This is a genomic window from Novosphingobium cyanobacteriorum (genome assembly GCF_029436685.1).
Lineage (GTDB): Bacteria > Pseudomonadota > Alphaproteobacteria > Sphingomonadales > Sphingomonadaceae > Novosphingobium > Novosphingobium cyanobacteriorum.
Window position 1 is genome coordinate 1 of sequence record NZ_JAROCY010000004.1, and the last position, 16,165, is coordinate 16,165.

The 16,165-nt window shown below is 64.6% G+C and carries 17 protein-coding genes; 6 read left to right on the top strand and 11 right to left on the bottom strand.

Annotated features, from left to right (window positions below):
• Positions 1–110: 110 nt before the first annotated feature.
• On the top strand, positions 111–233 hold the full coding sequence (locus POM99_RS04775) for a hypothetical protein (RefSeq protein ID WP_277275711.1): 123 nt from the start codon (positions 111–113) through the stop codon (positions 231–233).
• 30 nt (positions 234–263) lie between these two features.
• Here POM99_RS04775 and POM99_RS04780 read toward each other — a convergent pair whose 3' ends face one another.
• Positions 264–764: a MarR family winged helix-turn-helix transcriptional regulator gene (locus tag POM99_RS04780; RefSeq protein WP_277275712.1), complete on the bottom strand. Its 501-nt coding sequence runs from the start codon at positions 762–764 to the stop codon at positions 264–266.
• 187 nt (positions 765–951) lie between these two features.
• Here POM99_RS04780 and POM99_RS04785 point away from each other — a divergent pair, with 187 nt between their 5' ends.
• The 3 genes from POM99_RS04785 (at position 952) to POM99_RS04795 (ending at position 5,481) form a co-directional block, all read left to right on the top strand.
• A complete protein-coding gene (locus POM99_RS04785) occupies positions 952–3,456 on the top strand; it encodes a TonB-dependent receptor (protein WP_277275714.1) in 2,505 nt (834 codons plus the stop codon).
• Positions 3,457–3,594: 138 nt separating this feature from the next.
• Entirely contained in the window at positions 3,595–3,996 is a 402-nt protein-coding gene (locus POM99_RS04790) for a nuclear transport factor 2 family protein (RefSeq protein WP_277275715.1), read from the top strand.
• Positions 3,997–4,008: 12 nt separating this feature from the next.
• Complete coding sequence (locus tag POM99_RS04795) at positions 4,009–5,481, top strand: aldehyde dehydrogenase (RefSeq protein ID WP_277275717.1); 1,473 nt, start codon at positions 4,009–4,011, stop codon at positions 5,479–5,481.
• A gap of 2 nt (positions 5,482–5,483) precedes the next feature.
• Here POM99_RS04795 and POM99_RS04800 read toward each other — a convergent pair whose 3' ends face one another.
• The 9 genes from POM99_RS04800 to pyrE all read right to left on the bottom strand — a co-directional run bounded on the left by POM99_RS04800 (position 5,484) and on the right by pyrE (position 11,825).
• Positions 5,484–5,837, bottom strand: a complete 354-nt coding sequence (locus POM99_RS04800) for a PaaI family thioesterase (RefSeq protein WP_277275718.1) — start codon at positions 5,835–5,837, stop codon at positions 5,484–5,486.
• Between the two features lie 50 nt (positions 5,838–5,887).
• Positions 5,888–6,409: a PaaI family thioesterase gene (locus POM99_RS04805; RefSeq protein ID WP_438822987.1), complete on the bottom strand. Its 522-nt coding sequence runs from the start codon at positions 6,407–6,409 to the stop codon at positions 5,888–5,890.
• Positions 6,410–6,491: 82 nt separating this feature from the next.
• Positions 6,492–6,980 (bottom strand): Holliday junction resolvase RuvX, encoded by a 489-nt coding sequence (ruvX, locus tag POM99_RS04810; RefSeq protein WP_279644439.1) that lies wholly within the window; start codon positions 6,978–6,980, stop codon positions 6,492–6,494.
• Entirely contained in the window at positions 6,956–8,074 is a 1,119-nt protein-coding gene (locus POM99_RS04815; protein ID WP_277275721.1) for a DUF3089 domain-containing protein, read from the bottom strand. The genes ruvX and POM99_RS04815 overlap by 25 nt, the downstream gene beginning before the upstream one ends.
• Positions 8,075–8,077: 3 nt before the next feature.
• Positions 8,078–9,145: an AI-2E family transporter gene (locus POM99_RS04820; protein ID WP_277275722.1), complete on the bottom strand. Its 1,068-nt coding sequence runs from the start codon at positions 9,143–9,145 to the stop codon at positions 8,078–8,080.
• Positions 9,145–10,044, bottom strand: coding sequence for a signal peptidase I (gene lepB, locus POM99_RS04825; RefSeq protein WP_277275724.1), 900 nt, complete (start codon positions 10,042–10,044; stop codon positions 9,145–9,147). The genes POM99_RS04820 and lepB overlap by 1 nt, the downstream gene beginning before the upstream one ends.
• Entirely contained in the window at positions 10,041–10,457 is a 417-nt protein-coding gene (gene acpS, locus POM99_RS04830) for a holo-ACP synthase (RefSeq protein ID WP_277275725.1), read from the bottom strand. The genes lepB and acpS overlap by 4 nt, the downstream gene beginning before the upstream one ends.
• Before the next feature lie 22 nt (positions 10,458–10,479).
• A complete protein-coding gene (locus POM99_RS04835; RefSeq protein WP_277275726.1) occupies positions 10,480–11,244 on the bottom strand; it encodes a pyridoxine 5'-phosphate synthase in 765 nt (254 codons plus the stop codon).
• Complete coding sequence (gene pyrE / locus POM99_RS04840; RefSeq protein WP_277275727.1) at positions 11,241–11,825, bottom strand: orotate phosphoribosyltransferase; 585 nt, start codon at positions 11,823–11,825, stop codon at positions 11,241–11,243. Before pyrE ends, POM99_RS04835 begins: the two co-directional genes overlap by 4 nt.
• A gap of 278 nt (positions 11,826–12,103) precedes the next feature.
• On the opposite strand from pyrE, the gene coxB reads away from it, so the two are divergent.
• A complete protein-coding gene (gene coxB / locus POM99_RS04845; RefSeq protein WP_277275728.1) occupies positions 12,104–13,117 on the top strand; it encodes a cytochrome c oxidase subunit II in 1,014 nt (337 codons plus the stop codon).
• A gap of 27 nt (positions 13,118–13,144) precedes the next feature.
• Positions 13,145–14,833, top strand: coding sequence for a cytochrome c oxidase subunit I (gene ctaD, locus POM99_RS04850; protein ID WP_277275729.1), 1,689 nt, complete (start codon positions 13,145–13,147; stop codon positions 14,831–14,833).
• Between the two features lie 152 nt (positions 14,834–14,985).
• On the opposite strand, the gene POM99_RS04855 is transcribed toward ctaD, so the two are convergent.
• Positions 14,986–16,005, bottom strand: a complete 1,020-nt coding sequence (locus tag POM99_RS04855; RefSeq protein WP_277275730.1) for a Rieske 2Fe-2S domain-containing protein — start codon at positions 16,003–16,005, stop codon at positions 14,986–14,988.
• Between the last annotated feature and the right edge of the window lie 160 nt (positions 16,006–16,165).

The window sequence follows — 16,165 nt, forward strand, 5'->3', positions numbered from 1 at the left end:
CCACCGGTTGTCTGGTCCGCTCTCCGGTCGGGGCTGCGCCCCTCCCTACGATCAGACCAGACAACCGATCCTACCGGCCATCATAGTCGCCGCTCAACCGGCCATCGTAGTTGTCGCCGCGCAGGAAGACCTGGCCGCACCGGCAGGAAGTGGCGATGAGCTTTGCCCATCCCGTGCTGGGGCATGCCTTTGCGACGGGCGCGTTCTCGCAGATGCAGAAGCCGTGGCCCTGAACCGGCATCGTGCCGGCCTGCGCGGCTTGTTCAACGCCCGGTTAGCTTGGCGAGGACAGCCTGGGCCGCACGGTGGAACGCTGCGCGGTCATCGTCCGGCATTCCGCCGAACAGGCTGGCGCCCACCTTTGCCAGTGCGGGTGCCGTATGGCGGAAGATGTCGGCCCCGTGCTCGGTGAGCCGGAACGGCTTGCGCCGCCGGTTGGCCGGGTCGGCACCGGGTTCCACCAGCCCACGGTCAAGAAGGCTGGCAAGCGCGCGGCTGACGTTCATGGGGGGAACTCCCATGATCTCGGAAAGATCGTGCCCCGCGAGTTCGCCTTCGCCGCCGAGGGCCAGAATAACCCGCAGGTCCGTGGGTGTGAGGCCGAGCGGTTCGGCAACGCTTTCCCGCATCGGCGCGCCGATGAACGTGGCGAGCTTCAGGAGATCGACCAGCAACGTCGCGTCGGCGTCGAAATCGACGGGTACGCGACCAGGTTGCGCCTGTGGCGCTTCGGCAATGCCAGTGGACGTAGACCCGTTTCCCATCGTTCATGAATATGAACAACCGCGCCCGAAGGGGCAAGAGGCGCGCGCCCGATGTGGTGCATTTGCATCAATTGTTAGTTTTTCCGACGCAGCGCGCGGAGAGGCTTGCCACGACGAAATTAGTATGCCTTACTAACAAACAGTGAGGCGGTCCCGGAGAGGACCCAGAAGGAGAGGGGATATGGCCATGGCCATTCTTAAAACGCAATACCTGCGTCTTTTCACTGCCGGCAGCGCATCAGCGCTTGCGCTCGGCCTTTCCATGACGGCTTTTGCACAGGAAGCTGCGCAGCAGAGTTCCGACAATTCAGCCTCGCCCCCAGAGATCGTGGTGACGGCCCAGTTCCGTGAACAGAAGCTGCAGGATACGCCTATCGCGATTACTGCCGTGACTGGGGAAATGATCGAACAGCGCAGCGCAAGCGCATTGGCGGACATCGCCAATACCGCGCCCAGCGTGGTTTTGCGGCCGGCATCGGCGGCATTCGGCAATTCGATCACTGCCAGCATCCGCGGCTTTGGCCAGATCGACTTCAACCCGGCCTATGAACCCGGGGTCGGCCTCTACATCGACGATGTCTATTACCCCCGCCTTACGGGCGCGAACTTTGACCTGATGGACGTGGAGCGCGTGGAAGTGCTGCGCGGTCCGCAGGGCACGCTGACGGGCCGCAACTCCGAAGGTGGCGCGATCAAGTTCGTTTCGCGCAAGCCGACTGGCAATGGCGGCGGCTATGTTTCGGCCACTTACGGCATCCGCAACCGCATCAACCTGCGCGCCAGCGCGGACTTCACCATCGCCAAGGACCTGTTCGCCCGCGTTTCAGGCGCGTTCGCGGACCAGGAAGGCTATGTGAATGTCATCGACTACGGCTGCGCCAAACCGGCAAGCGGCCTGCCATCCACCACCGGCGGCACCAAGTGCACCAAGTACAAGCTGGGCGATGTGGGGTACAAGGCGGTTCGCGGCATCCTGCGCTATAACCCGTCCGACCGCGTCGATGTGATGATCAGTGCTGACTACACCAAGGACAACCATAACAACGGCGCCGAGGTTCTGCTCTATGCCAACAACCCCAATCCGAACGTGCAGACAGTCAATGGATTGCCGTATGACTCGCGCTTCATTTGCGGGCGCTGGTGCAACTACACCTCCACCGGGCAGGAAGCCGGGGCGTTTGTTGCCGGGCTGATCCCGCCGCTCAACGGTTTTCCCCTTGCCGCCACCACTGGCCAGCAATCGTCCGATTATGAAGGCTGGGGCGTCTCCGGCAACATCGATCTGGGGCTGAGCGATTCGTTCAAGCTGACATCGATCACCGCCTATCGTGGCTGGAACTCCAGCTTCTCGATCGACAACGACCTTTCGCCGGCACGGGTCGGGTTCGGCAACAACCAGCTGACCCACTGGTTCTGGAGCCAGGAACTGCGCCTGAACGCCAAGCTGGGCGAGATGGCGGATGCCACCGTGGGCGGCTATTACTCGGACGAGAAGACGACCTACTACACGCTGCAGGACATCCGTTATGTTGCGGCGAATATCCCCGGTGTCGGGCTGCTGCCGATCTTCCCGCTGCAGTTCATCGGCAACGATCCGGTTCGCACCAAGTCCAAGGCCGTGTTCGGTACGGTGATCGTGCGCCCGATGGAGGCGATGACCATCACGGCAGGCGTGCGCTATACCAAGGACGAGAAGGCCTATACCTTCTACCGCTACAATCTCGACGGGACGACCATCAATCCGTTCCTCGATCCGATCGGCGCCGCCAATGGCGCGGGATACGATGGGCCGAACGGCACCGCCCTGACCGGTCGCACCGCCAAGTTCAGCGGTGACCGCGTCGACTATCGCATCTCGCTGGACTACCGCTTTTCGCCCGAGGTGCTGGCCTTTGCAACGGTAGCCACCGGCTACAAGGCAGGGGGAGTCGGTCCGCGTCCGTTCAACGCTGCCCAGGCGCGTGGCTTCGGGCCCGAAACGCTGACGTCGTATGAAATCGGCATCAAGACTGACCTGCTTGACCGCAAGGTGCGGCTGAACCTTGCCGGCTTCTACAACGATTTCAAGGACGCCCAGCTCACCCTGCTGTCCTGTCCGCAGTTTGGTGGTCCAGGCCCCTGCGCCCTGCCACAGAATGCCGGCAACGCGAAGGTCAAGGGGTTCGAGGCTGAGCTCTCGGCACGCCCGGTCAATGGCCTTCAGATCGATGGCTCGTTCAGTTATGTCGACTGGAAGTGGAAGTGTGTGAACCCGGCAGTGGTCGGCCAGGCGTCGGGCCCCTGCAATTCCGATCCGGCGATCGTGGGCCTTCTTTCCAAGAACCCGCGTGGCCTGATCAAGACCAAGTGGAGCTTCGGCATCCAGTATGACGCCGAACTGGGCAATGCCGGTTCGCTGACGCCGCGCTTCGACATCGCCTACCAGTCGGGCTTGGCAGGTGGCGACGTGGCACCTGTACCAGGTTCGCCGTCAGCGACCTTCGGCCAGGTGCCGGGCTTCACGCTCAGCAATGCACGACTGACCTGGCAGAACGAGGCGAAGGATGTGTCTGTTGCCCTTGAAGTGACGAACCTGTTCGACAAGTACTACTTCGTCAGCAAGTTCGACCTGACCGGCGCCGGCGCTGGTGCGATCACCGGACAGGTCGGCCGTCCGCGCGAATGGGCGGTCACGCTGAAGAAGAAGTTCTGACAATTCTCATTCCCGAGAAATGGAAGAGGCGGTCGGCAACGGCCGCCTCTTCTCATTTCTCCGACCTTGCATAAACGATAACAAATGTTAGAAATGCCCTGCGAGCCGAATCCGGCCGCGTCGGGAGAGATTCAGGCGATGCTCGATCGGGCCGGCTATGATCGCTATGTGGCCGCGTTCAACGCAAAGGACTATGATGCGGTGGCTGACTTCTATGTCGATCCGCCGCAGATGACGTTCTTTGGCGCAGAGATTCGCTCGCGCCAGGCGCTCAAGGATTTTTACAGCTTCCTCCACGCCCATGTGGCAGAAAGCGTGCGGGTGCTGAACTTCGCCTGTTCGGAAACACTCACCGCCATCGATGCGGTCGTGCGGGTGGAGGCCTTTGCCGACCTGTCGCGCGAGGCGCTCGATGCGCGGGGACTGCATGGCTTCTTCCCCATTCGCGCCGGCGAAGTCCAGGAGATGCGGCAGTTCATCTTCTACACCATGGCACAAGGCAAAATTGCCCGCGTAGAGTGCGCGCTGGCGCAGCCCTGAAAGGATTATTCCATGCTCCTTCCTGCAGGCGTGAACGTCCTACACCCGGACAAGCTGTTCATTGGCGGCCAGTGGGTGTCTGCGCACAGCGGTCGCACGATCGAGATCGTCTCACCCGACACGGAACAGGTGGTGGCTGCCGTTGCCGAGGCCGACGAAGTGGACATGGATGCCGCAGTCGCCGCCGCGCGCGAGGCTTTCGACCGTGGTCCGTGGCCGACCATGCCGCCGGCGGAAAGGATCGCTGCCTTCCGTCGCATGATCGCGCACTTGCGCGGCCGGCAGGACGAGCTGGCACGGGCATGGACGGCGCAGATCGGCGGGCTGGCCAGCTTTGCCGGGCCGATGCATGGCGGGGCGGTGATGACGCTGGAGGGCATCGCCGGCTTTGCCGAGAACTTCCGCTTTGTGGAACAGCGGCCCACCATCGGGGCGGCAGTGGGGCTGCTGGTTCACGAGCCGGTGGGCGTGGTGGCGGCGATCGCACCGTGGAACGGGCCGTTCGGCATCATGGCGAACAAGGTCGCCTACGCCCTCCTTACGGGATGCGCGGTGGTGATGAAGCCATCGCCCGAAACGCCGCTGGAAGCCTATATCATTGCCGAGGCGGCCGAGGCGGCGGGCCTGCCGCCGGGCGTGGTCAACCTGGTGACGGGGCACCGCGAGGCCAGCGATCACCTTGTCTGCAATCCCGGCGTGGACAAGGTGAGCTTCACCGGATCGACCGTGGCCGGCAAGCGCATCGCCAGCGTCTGCGGCGCCCGCATCGCGCGCTGCACGCTGGAACTCGGCGGCAAGAGCGCGGCGATCATCCGCGACGATTTCCCAACCGAGGCGGCGGCCAAGCTGCTGACCGGCACGATCACGGTGATGAGCGGGCAGGTCTGCGCCATGCTGAGCCGCGCGATCGTGCCCCGCAAACGGCACGACGAGCTGGCGGAGGCCATCGCGGCGGAGATGCGGACCGTTGTCATCGGACACAGCGACGATCCGGCGACGCAGCTTGGCCCGGTGGCGATGAAGCGCCAGCTTGAACGGATCGAGGGCTATATCGAGGAGGGGCGGCGCACGGCGGACCTGATTACCGGGGGCGGGCGCCCCAGCCACATCAACCGCGGGTACTTCATCGAGCCGACGCTGTTCGCCAATGTCGACAACACCAGCCGCATTGCGCAGGAGGAGATTTTCGGCCCCGTGCTCAGCCTGATACCGGCAGAGGACGAGGAAGACGCCATCCGCATCGCCAACGAAAGCGCCTTTGGCCTGAACGGTTCGGTTCTTACGCACGATGCGGAGGCGGCCTATCGCATCGGACGGCGCATCCGCACGGGCGGCTTCGGGCAGAATGGCCTGCGGATGGACTTCGGCCTGCCCTTTGGCGGGTTCAAGCAATCGGGCATCGGACGCGAAGGCGGACCGGAGGGGCTCTCGCCCTATCTGGAAGTGAAGACCATGCTGCTCGACGCGATGCCGGGCACGCCCTGACGCTAACGGGGCGAGAGCAGGAAGTTCATCCAGCAACTCGCCACCGGCTTCTGCGGATCGGATTGCCAGGCTTCCACCCGCACGTTGGCCAGGCGCCGACCGGCCCGCAACACGGTGCCGCGCGCAAAGGTGCGTTCCGCCTGCCCGCCACGCAGGAATTCGATCGACACGTTGACCGGCTTGATCCGGAGATCCAGCTCGCGCTGGGAAAGGTGCGCCCGCAGCGCGGCAAACGCCGCCATTTCCAGCATGCCTCCGATGGCGCCACCGTGCAGATATCCCGGCCTGCCGCCGACCGTAGCCGAATAGTCCATGGCGAGTACGGGGCAACCATCGTCGATGTGGTCAACGACCATGCCGAGGGCACGGGCATAGGGAGGAAGCGCGTCAATGGGCGCTGCGACGCTCACTTTTCCTCTGCCCTGATGGCCCGGTCCCTGCCGTCAGCGGCCCATTCGTCACCGTGCACGAGCATGAAGATGCCTGTCGCGTGCGCGACCGGATCGGACGGGTCGCCGTCATGCGCAAGACCGCGGACAAAGGCCATGGTCCGGCGCAGCCTGTAGCATTCGCCGCGAGCGACGATCGCCTTGCCGCGCGCTGCGGCGCGCAGATAGTCTATGCGCAGGTCCAACGTGACCTGTGGGCGGAATTCCCCCTGTGACACCCAGGCCGCCATCGAGGTTGCGTTGTCGAGCAGGCTGATGATCGGGCCCGAAGCCAGCACGCCCGTTTCGGGATCACCAACCAGATCTTCCCGCCAGGGAAGCCCGAGTTCGACCCAGTCCGGCCCGTGATCGCGATAGCTCATGCCGATGAAGCCGCTGTGGCCGTTGCTGTTCAGCAACTTGCCGAGCTTGGCCGGATCAAAGGGTACTCCGGCTCTAACCAGTCCTGTCCGGGGCAGCTGATCCGTGTCTTTTTCCACGGTGAAATCCTGCAGGCAGGCGTTGCGGAATACAATCCTTTAATTCCGGCTTTCCGCTGTCCGAAGTGCGGGCCGATGACGGTTAGAATGCCGCGCCTGCCAAGGCGTCGATGGCGCCCTGGAGAATCAGGGCAGCGGCGTGGGAATCGATCCGCTCTGCCCGCTTTGCGCGGCTGAAGTCCTGTTCGATCATGGCGCGTTCGGCAGCCTGCGTGGTCCAGCGTTCGTCCCACATCAGGATGGGCAGGGCCAGATCCTCCAGATTGCGGGCCATGGCCCGTGCGGCCTGGCTGCGCGGGCTTTCACTGCCATCCATGTTCAGCGGCAGGCCGATCACCAGCGCCTTCACGCCACGTTCGGCAATGATCGCGGCGATCTGCGCCTTGTCCTGCGCGAACTTGCGGCGCGCAATCGTCTTGCCTGCGGTGGCGAAACGCCAGCCGGCATCGCACAGCGCAATCCCGATCGTCTTGGTACCCGTGTCCAGTCCCATCAGGACGCCACCGTTGGGGACGGCGCTTCGCAGCTCCGCTGCGGAAAGGGTGATCACTTCCCGCGCGCCTTGAACCATCCCGCCTCACGCCGCGCCACGTCGGCCCGCAAGGCCTTCCAGAACAGGGGATAGTCATAAACGTGGTAGTTGTTGCCGGGCAGCACGAAGGGGCCGACATCGGGCGGGCTGCCGATCATGAGCAATCCCGTTCCGGCGTCGCAACGCGCGGGAACGGCGCCGTTCAGCATCTCTTCGTCCTTTGTGTCGGACTTCGGAACCAGCGTGCCCGGGTTGGCCTTGGCCGGGGCATCGGCTGACGCGCCTCCGGTCAGCGGGTTTGTGCAGAGCCACGGCTCGGCACCCTTGCGCTGGCCGTCGAGCCCGGGCGCGGCACGGTAGGCATCGATCATCATGCTGGCGTCCGGCGGATCGGCAAAGCTCAGATAGCTGACCACACAGCCTGCCTGATCCGGCGCGGCACAGCGGGCAAGGCCTGTTTCCGGCAGGTCATGCTGGACCGAAACCGGCCAACCGATCAGATAGGCCGCGACGATGCGATTTTGCACCGGGGCTCCCTTCACCCGCTCCTGCAACAGATGCAGAAGATGGAGCGAGCCCTGGCTGTGGCCGGCGAGCACGATGGGGGCATCCGCAGGGACCTGCTTCAGGAACGCATCGAACGCAGCCAGAACGTCTCCGTGGGCAAGCGCGATGGCCGAGCGTGATTCGGGTTGATTGACGAGGAAGCTGCCGAATGCGGCCTGCCGGTAACGCGGTGCAAAGACCGCAGCCTCGCCGTTGAACACGCTGGCCATGCCCTGCACGAACATGGCGGCGCGACGGCTGGAATCTGTATCGTTGATGGCGCCGTTCCACCGTTCGCGGGCGAGGTAGCTGGTCGGGTGGACGAAGAAGACCCAGGCCTTGCCCTGCGGTCCGCGCGCAAACCCCTTGGGCAGGTATTGTGCCGGATCATTCGGCGTACCCGGACGGGAAATCCACATCTTCGAGTCGGCGTATGCACCTGGCTGCAGGGCCGGCAACTGTTCGAAGGCGGTGCGGGGCACGAACGCGAAGCGGGTCAGCTCCTTTGACCAGATGCGCATCACCAGCAGTGCGACGAGCACCAGGACGATCAGCACGACAATGAAATACAGGAACTTGCGCGCCATGTGTCAGGCCGTCGTCTCTATTGCTTCAGAAGCTTCGGCGGCCTCGGTGGCGGCGCGGTCGTTGCGTTCGGCCTGCCGTTCCAGCGCGATCTTGAGCATCGCCACGATCGGGTCGGCCAGTGCCAGGCCGAGGATGCCGAACATCACGCCCATGATCAGCTGCGCGCCCAGCACCAACGCCGGGGCAAGGTCGGCAGTGCGCTTGGCCACCATCGGCACGATGATGTTGCCATCCACCGTCTGCACCACCAGGTACACGACCATGCAGTAGATGCCCATGTTGGTGCCGCCCGAGAAGCCGACCAGCACCATCAGGGCGCCGGAGATCGGGGCGCCGATATTGGGCAGGAACGCCAGCAGCCCCGTGAGCAGGCCGAGCAGCGCCGCCATGGGCACGCCATAGACGGCCAGCAGCGCCCAGGTGGCGATCCCTTCCACCGCCATGCCGATCAGCCGCCCGAACAGCAGCATGCGCAGGGCACGGCCCATGCGGTGTGCGGTGCCATGCCAATGCGCACGGCTCGCTTCGGGCAGCATCCAGGCCAGTCCGCGCTGGTACAGGTCCGGCTCAAGCACGAAGTAGATGCCGAGGATCATGATGAGGAAAGCGGTGGTGAAGCCGCCGAAGATGCCGCCCAGCGCCTTGGTGACCGGGCCGACGCCGCCGATCAGCTGTTCCGCCACGCGCGAGAAATCGGCCTGCTGAACGGTGATGCCACGGCTGTTGGCCCATTCGAGCAGCCGCGCGGCCTGGGTGTTGATGATGGCGGGAAGTTCAGCCGCCTGCGCCGCGATCTGGTTTCCGGCAAAGAACACCAGCCATACGAGGAAGGCGACCGCGGCCATCAGCACGATGGCGATGCGCAATCCGCGCGGGATCGGCGCGACACGTGCAAGAAGCCGCTGGCCGCCGTCGATCATGGCGGCAAAGACGATGCCGCCGAAGATCACCAGCAGGGGCTGGGCCAGGAACACGGCCAAGGCCACCAGCGCGGCGGTGCCGATCCAGACGGCCGCCTTCTTGGCTTCGGAGCGGACGACGTCGTCCTGGATGTCGGTAGGACCGGCCATCAGCGTGCCTGCACGCTGGAGGGCGGATCGGGCAAAGGCTTTGCGATCATGGGGCGCAATCTGGTCCACGCGCGCCCCGGGCGCAAGGAGTTCCACCAGTTGAGCGGATTGAGCGAGGACGATCCGTCGAGCGAGAAGGTGACGAATTCGGCGCGGCCGCCGACGCTGGAAAGCGGCACCGGCCCGCCCAGCCCCTTTTCCTCGATAGGGGCGCGGCTGTCCGCGGAATGGTCGCGGTTGTCACCCATCAGGAAGACGTGGCCCGGTGGGACGGTGACCTGCGCATAGTTGTCCAGCGGTTGAGCGGTGTGATCAATGATCCGGTAGGTGGCGCCGTTCGGCAGCGTTTCGCGGAACACGGGCAGTTCGCAATACATCTTCCCGTCCGGCGCGCGGAAGCGCAGGCCGGGAAACTCCTCGGGCTCGCACGGCTGGTTGGCATCGACCGGCAAATCGATTGGCGATTCGGAGACCTGCGGAACCGGCTTGCCGTTCAGGATGATCTGGCCGCCCACCACTGAAATGCGATCACCCGGCAGCGCCACGACGCGCTTGATGTAGTCGTCGTCGCTGTTGGGCGGCACGACGATGACGATATCGCCATATTCCGGCGTGCGCGGCAGGATCCGCGTCTGGCTGCGCGGCAGGACGTGGAACGAGGCGGAGACCCACGACCAGCCATAGGGATACTTGCTGACCACCAGCCGATCCCCAACCAGCAGGTTGGGCATCATCGAGATGCTGGGAATGTAGAACGGCTTGGCCACCAGGCTGTGAAAGCCGATCACCGCCAGCAGCATCAACGCCAGCCCCCGCAGCTCGACCCACCAGTTCGTGCCGCTGTCCTGTTCGGTTGCGGGCGATTCGGCAGGTGCCTGTTCGCCTTCGGTGTCGCTCATGCAGCCACGCCCGGCAGCGGCCGTGCTTCGATCACCACGAAGGCCTGCGCCCATGGGTGGTCATCGGTCAATGTCAGGTGGACGACTGCCTCGTGCCCTTCTGGCGTGATCGCGGCGAGTCTGGCGGCCGCGCCTCCGGTCAGCGCAAGGGTTGGCGCGCCACTGCGGGCATTGACCACGCCGATGTCCTTCATGAACACGCCGGCCTTGAACCCGGTGCCGACCGCCTTCGAAAAGGCCTCCTTGGCGGCGAAGCGCTTGGCGAGGGTGCCGGCCTTGGTGAACGGGCGGCGCTCAGCCTTGGCGCGTTCGATCTCGGTAAAGACGCGCTGTTCGAATCGCTCACCGAAACGCGCCAGCGAGTTCTGGATGCGCTCGATGTTGCACAGGTCCGAACCCATCCCGATGATCATGAAGCAGCCTTCGCCTTGCGGCTCACCGCGCCGCGTCCATCAGTTCGCGCATCCGGCGCACGCTCTGTTCAAGCCCGCAGAAGATCGCCTCGCCGATCAGGTAGTGGCCGATGTTCAGTTCGGCCAGCTGCGGAATGGCGGCAATCGGCTGGACGTTGTCATAGGTGAGGCCGTGGCCCGCATGCGGTTCGATGCCGTTGCGCGCGGCGAGTGCGGCCATGTCGGCGATTCGCTTCAGTTCGACAGCGCGCGCATCCCCTTCGGCATGGGCATATTCACCGGTGTGCAGTTCCACCACCGGCGCACCCAGCTTCATCGCCGCTTCGATCTGGCGTGGTTCCGGCGCGATGAACAGGCTGACGCGAATGCCCACGTCGGTCAGGCGCGCGACGATGGGCGCGAGCCGGTTGTGCTGGCCCGCGGCGTCGAGGCCGCCTTCGGTCGTACGCTCCTCGCGCCGTTCGGGCACGATGCAGGCGGCGTGCGGCCTGTGCCGCAGGGCGATGGCCAGCATCTCGTCGGTTGCGGCCATCTCTAGGTTAAGCGGCAGGTCCGTGGCGGCCTGGATGCGGGCAAGGTCTTCGTCACGGATGTGGCGGCGGTCCTCGCGCAGGTGCGCGGTGATGCCGTCTCCACCAACACTGGCGACGATCTCTGCCGCGCGCACGGGATCGGGATGTTCCCCACCGCGCGCGTTGCGGATGGTCGCGACATGGTCGATGTTGACGCCCAGCCGGAGCCGGCCCGGAGCCAGCACGTTCCGGGGGCTGCCCGCCGGGGGCATCATGCCTGTGCCCGGCTGCCCGGCTTGATCGCCGGCGTGGCTGCGAGTTCGGGCGGAAGCTCGTCGGGCGCGTAAGTCGGGAAATTCAGCTGCACCAGCGGGTAGAACGGCACCCCGAGGTCAACCGCGCCGGCCGAACGGTCGACCAGCGCCGCTCCCGCGATGACCTCGCCGCCCGCTTCCTCGATCGCCTTGATCGCCTCGCGGCTGGAAAGGCCGGTGGTGACGACGTCTTCTACCATCAGCACCTTCTCGCCCTGCGCCAGGGAGAATCCGCGGCGAAGCTCGAATGTGCCGGTGGGCCGTTCGACAAACAGGGCTTCCACGCCCAGTGCGCGGCCCATCTCATGGCCGATGATCACGCCGCCCATGGCGGGCGAGACGACCTTCTGTATCTGCTGGCGCACATCGCGCGGCAGCTTGGCCGCCAGCGCCGCGGCAAGGCGGGACGCGCGCATGGGGTCCATAAGGACTCGCGCGCATTGAAGGTAGTGCGCGCTGTGGCGGCCGGAGGAGAGCAGGAAGTGCCCTTCCAGCAGGGCTTGGCTCGCCCGGAATTCGGAAAGGATTTCGTCGTCCTGCATCGCGCCTGTCGTCCATCGTGGCCGGGCAATCCGGCCTTATATATACAGGCGCGCCAAATGGCCTCTGCCACGGTGCTCTGCAAGCCTTTTCGGCAGGTGGCGCAAGTGCCCGAAGGTGGCTTAAAAAATCCCCTCAGGGCGCTTGAGGACAAGGACAACCGCGCGTATAGGCCGGTCCAATCGAGGGTATTAGAGGGGTTTGCGTGCGCCGTTCGGGCGTGGCGCATACAGGGAAAGCGGAACTTTTGACGATGAGTCTTGCCGATACCGCCCGCGTCATGGGCAAAGCGATCCGGACCGTCGGCCTTGCGGCCGCGCTGGCGATCGCCCCGCAGGCCGCCATGGCCGCTCCGGCAGCCGCGCCTGCGGCAGAAGCAGCCGCTCCGGTTGCCGCCGCCGCCGCTCCGGCTGCCGAGGCGGCCGCCGCGCCTGCGGCTGACAAGTATGTTCCGATGAAGCCCGTTGCGGGCAAGGGGCAGCCGGTCGAAGGTCGCATCGGTTTCCAGGACCAGTATTCGCCCACGGGCAAGGAAGCGCTGGTCATGCACGATTACGTGCTGATGCCGATCATCACCGTGATCTCGCTGTTCGTCCTGTTTCTCCTGCTGGTCGTGATGGCGCGCTTCAACCGCCGCGCCAACCCGGTGGCGTCGAAGACCAGCCACAACACCCTGATCGAAGTGGTGTGGACGCTGGTCCCCGTGCTGATCCTGGTGGTGATCGCGGTGCCTTCGATCCGCCTGATCGCCCACCAGTACAAGCCGGCGCCCAAGGGCGCGCTGACGGTGAAGGTCACCGGTTACCAGTGGTACTGGGGCTATAGCTATCCGGACAACGGCGGGTTCGAAGTGATCTCGAACATGCTGCCCGACGAAGAGGCCCTGAAGCGTGGCGAGCAGCCGCAGCTTGGCGCCGATGCCCGCATGGTCGTTCCGGCCGGCGAGGACATCCGCATCCAGACCACCGGCGCTGACGTGATCCACGCCTTCGCCGTGCCTTCGCTGTGGTTCAAGCTCGATGCCGTTCCGGGCCGGATCAACGAGAAGGTGATCCACATCGACGAGCCCGGCGTGTACTATGGCCAGTGCTCTGAACTGTGCGGCGTCCGTCATGGCTACATGCCGATCGTGGTCGAAGCGCTGCCCCGGCCGAAGTTCGAAGCCTGGGTGAAGGAACAGGGCGGCACCGTTGGTGGCGCTGCAGCAGCCGCGCCCGCCGCGGTCACCCCGGCGGCAGCCGCCGCTCCCGCCCCGGCTCCTGCGGCAGACGCTTCTGCCGCGCCCGCCGCGTAAGAATTCCAAGGACAAGGTTCGCACGAGATGGCCACCATACCAGCCGAAGGCTTCGATGCGCACGACCATGCGCACGACCATGATCATGATCACAAGCCGGCGTTCTTCGCTCGCTGGTTCATGTCCACCAACCACAAGGACATCGGCACGATGTACCTTATCTTCGCGATCTTCGCGGGGGTCATCGGTGGCGCCGTGTCAGGCATGATGCGCGCGGAACTGGCGCAGCCGGGCATCCAGTACCTTGGCATGTTTGCCAAGTTCCTGGGCGAATCGAGCCCGAGCTTCGACCAGCAGCTTCACCTGTGGAACGTGCTGATCACCGCCCACGGCCTGATCATGGTGTTCTTCATGGTCATGCCCGCGATCATCGGCGGCTTCGGCAACTGGTTCGTGCCTCTCATGATCGGTGCGCCTGACATGGCGTTCCCGCGCATGAACAACATCTCGTTCTGGCTGACCGTCTCGGGCTTCCTGTCGCTGATGTTCTCGGCCTTCGTGCCGGGTGGCGTCGGCAATGGCGCCGGCACCGGCTGGACTGTCTATGCCCCGCTGTCCACCACCGGCTCGGTCGGTCCGGCAGTCGACTTCGCGATCTTCTCGCTCCACCTTGCGGGTGCGGGCTCGATCCTGGGTGCGATCAACTTCATCACCACCATCTTCAACATGCGCGCGCCGGGGATGACCCTGCACAAGATGCCGCTGTTCGTGTGGTCGGTGCTGGTCACCGCGTTCCTGCTGCTGCTGTCGCTGCCGGTCCTTGCCGCCGCAATCACCATGCTGCTGACCGACCGCAACTTCGGCACCACGTTCTTCGATCCCGCCGGCGGCGGCGATCCGGTCCTTTACCAGCACCTGTTCTGGTTCTTCGGCCACCCCGAAGTGTACATCATGATCCTGCCCGGCTTCGGCATGATCAGCCAGATCATCTCCACCTTCAGCCGCAAGCCGGTGTTCGGTTATCTCGGCATGGCCTACGCCATGGTGGCGATCGGTGTCGTAGGGTTCATCGTGTGGGCCCACCACATGTACACGACCGGCCTCGACGTGAACACGAAGATGTACTTCACGGCGGCGACCATGGTCATCGCGGTGCCGACCGGCATCAAGATCTTCTCGTGGATCGCCACGATGTGGGGTGGCTCGATCGAGTTCAAGTCGCCGATGGTCTGGGCGATCGGCTTCATCTTCCTGTTCACCGTGGGCGGCGTTACCGGCGTGGTGCTTTCCAACGGCGGCATCGACGACAACCTGCAGGACACCTACTACGTGGTGGCACACTTCCACTATGTGCTGTCGCTGGGTGCAGTGACCTCGCTCTTCGCCGGATTCTTCTACTGGTTCCCGAAGATGAGCGGCCGGATGCACAGCGAGTTCCTCTCGCACCTGCAGTTCTGGGTGTTCTTCGTGGGCGTGAACACGATCTTCTTCCCGATGCACTTCCTGGGCACCCAGGGCATGCCGCGCCGGTATCCGGACTATGCCCCCGCGTTTGAATACTGGAACAAGATCGCTTCGATCGGCTACGAGATCATGGCCGTGTCGATCGTGATCTTCTTCATCAACATCGCCTACGCGTTCCTTGCCGGCAAGAAGGCCGCGCCGAACTACTGGGGCGAAGGTGCGACGACGCTGGAGTGGACGCTGTCCTCGCCCCCGCCGTTCCACCAGTTCGAAACGCTGCCGGTCATCGACGATACCGCGCACGCGCACTGATCCCGACTGGCGACAGTTGGATCAAAGAAAGAGGGCCCCGGGAGACCGGGGCCCTTTTCGTTTGTCAGTCTGTCCAGCGCATTGCATGTAGACGTTCCAATCGCTGGCGTCTCGCCGCGCCAATTCGCTGGCCCGGCGAGACAGCGTATCGGCTACACCGCATCCGCTCCTTCGATCGCTTCGTCCCTGCGCATCTGCATCAGCTTGCGGCGCGCGCGGATGGCTGCCGCGTCAGAGGGCATGATCACCGGCCGCATTTCCCAGAAGTCCCGCCCCTTCATCGCCTCTTGCTGGGCGCGGATCATGGGTTCGTCTTCTTCAAGGAACACACGCCGAGCCATGGCAGCGGCCTCCTCGCCATGCCCGCGCGTGAAGAAATAGTGCGTCTCTGTAGCGGTCTTGGGCGTCAGGATATGCGGGTTGGCCATCGGCGGAACCACCAGGTCGTTCCTGTCGGTGCCGGTGCGCGCCATGCCGATGTACAGCGCCAGCGAGGCGGGCGCATGCCAGCGGATGTGAAGCCATTGGTCCACCGGGACTCCAGGCCCCACGATCGGTTCCGCCCAGACCGGCGCGCGCGAACCGACCATGTCCCACTTGTTCCAGAGGCCTCCCGAAGCATCGGTCTCGACCGTCTGCTTGCCACACTCGAACAGCGAGCCGTTCACGCCGAAGGTCTCCACGTGAAGGAATTCCGCGTGGCTGAGGTCCAGCAGATTGTCCGAGATCAGCTCGTAGTTGACGTCCATGACAAGGTGGTCGCGCGCGTCGCTGGCGTCATCGATGAACGAAAAATCGGGGATCAGGGCAGGATCGGCCCGGTCCGGGGCACCCGGCCAGAACCAAAGCGCGCCATCCTTTTCGACGATCGGGCGTGCAGCAACTTTCGTTTCAGGTGGCACTTCGCGACCGAAGGGATTGAATACGCAGGCGCCATCGGTGTCGAAGGTCAGCCCGTGATACCCGCAAGCCACGGTGTCACCTTTGCGCTTGCCCCTGCTCAAAGGGACAAACCGGTGCGGGCATCGGTCTGCCATCATCGCCCAAGAGCCATCGGACTTGCGCAGGATGAGCCAGGGCTCGTCAAGAAAGGTGCGGGCCAGGAAGCCGTCTTCGGGCACTTCGTTGGCCCAGGCCGCCATGTACCAGGTGTTGCGTACGAACTCCGACATTCATCTCTCCGTCTTCACGGGGAGCGGGCACAGCCGGTATCGTTTTGAATCTCGCATGCCCGCACCCACACGCGGGATCGTCCCGCATCAAAGTTGTGGGGCCTGCAGCTGGCGCCATGCGCCATCCCAAACCGGCGAACGCCGGTAACCAGGCTTTCCC

Excerpts from the sequence above, each read along its gene's own strand:
- POM99_RS04785 (WP_277275714.1), top strand. The coding sequence starts at position 952 with ATGGCCATTCTTAAAACGCAATACCTGCGTCTTTTCACTGCCGGCAGC.
- POM99_RS04815 (WP_277275721.1), bottom strand. The coding sequence starts at position 8,074 with ATGGCGCGCAAGTTCCTGTATTTCATTGTCGTGCTGATCGTCCTGGTG.
- POM99_RS04855 (WP_277275730.1), bottom strand. The coding sequence starts at position 16,005 with ATGTCGGAGTTCGTACGCAACACCTGGTACATGGCGGCCTGGGCCAAC.
- ctaD (WP_277275729.1), top strand. The coding sequence starts at position 13,145 with ATGGCCACCATACCAGCCGAAGGCTTCGATGCGCACGACCATGCGCAC.
- acpS (WP_277275725.1), bottom strand. The coding sequence starts at position 10,457 with ATGATCATCGGGATGGGTTCGGACCTGTGCAACATCGAGCGCATCCAG.
- POM99_RS04835 (WP_277275726.1), bottom strand. The coding sequence starts at position 11,244 with ATGATGCCCCCGGCGGGCAGCCCCCGGAACGTGCTGGCTCCGGGCCGG.
- POM99_RS04790 (WP_277275715.1), top strand. The coding sequence starts at position 3,595 with ATGCTCGATCGGGCCGGCTATGATCGCTATGTGGCCGCGTTCAACGCA.
- pyrE (WP_277275727.1), bottom strand. The coding sequence starts at position 11,825 with ATGCAGGACGACGAAATCCTTTCCGAATTCCGGGCGAGCCAAGCCCTG.
- ruvX (WP_279644439.1), bottom strand. The coding sequence starts at position 6,980 with ATGGTTCAAGGCGCGCGGGAAGTGATCACCCTTTCCGCAGCGGAGCTG.
- lepB (WP_277275724.1), bottom strand. The coding sequence starts at position 10,044 with ATGAGCGACACCGAAGGCGAACAGGCACCTGCCGAATCGCCCGCAACC.
- POM99_RS04795 (WP_277275717.1), top strand. The coding sequence starts at position 4,009 with ATGCTCCTTCCTGCAGGCGTGAACGTCCTACACCCGGACAAGCTGTTC.
- POM99_RS04800 (WP_277275718.1), bottom strand. The coding sequence starts at position 5,837 with ATGGTCGTTGACCACATCGACGATGGTTGCCCCGTACTCGCCATGGAC.
- POM99_RS04820 (WP_277275722.1), bottom strand. The coding sequence starts at position 9,145 with ATGGCCGGTCCTACCGACATCCAGGACGACGTCGTCCGCTCCGAAGCC.
- coxB (WP_277275728.1), top strand. The coding sequence starts at position 12,104 with ATGGGCAAAGCGATCCGGACCGTCGGCCTTGCGGCCGCGCTGGCGATC.
- POM99_RS04780 (WP_277275712.1), bottom strand. The coding sequence starts at position 764 with ATGGGAAACGGGTCTACGTCCACTGGCATTGCCGAAGCGCCACAGGCG.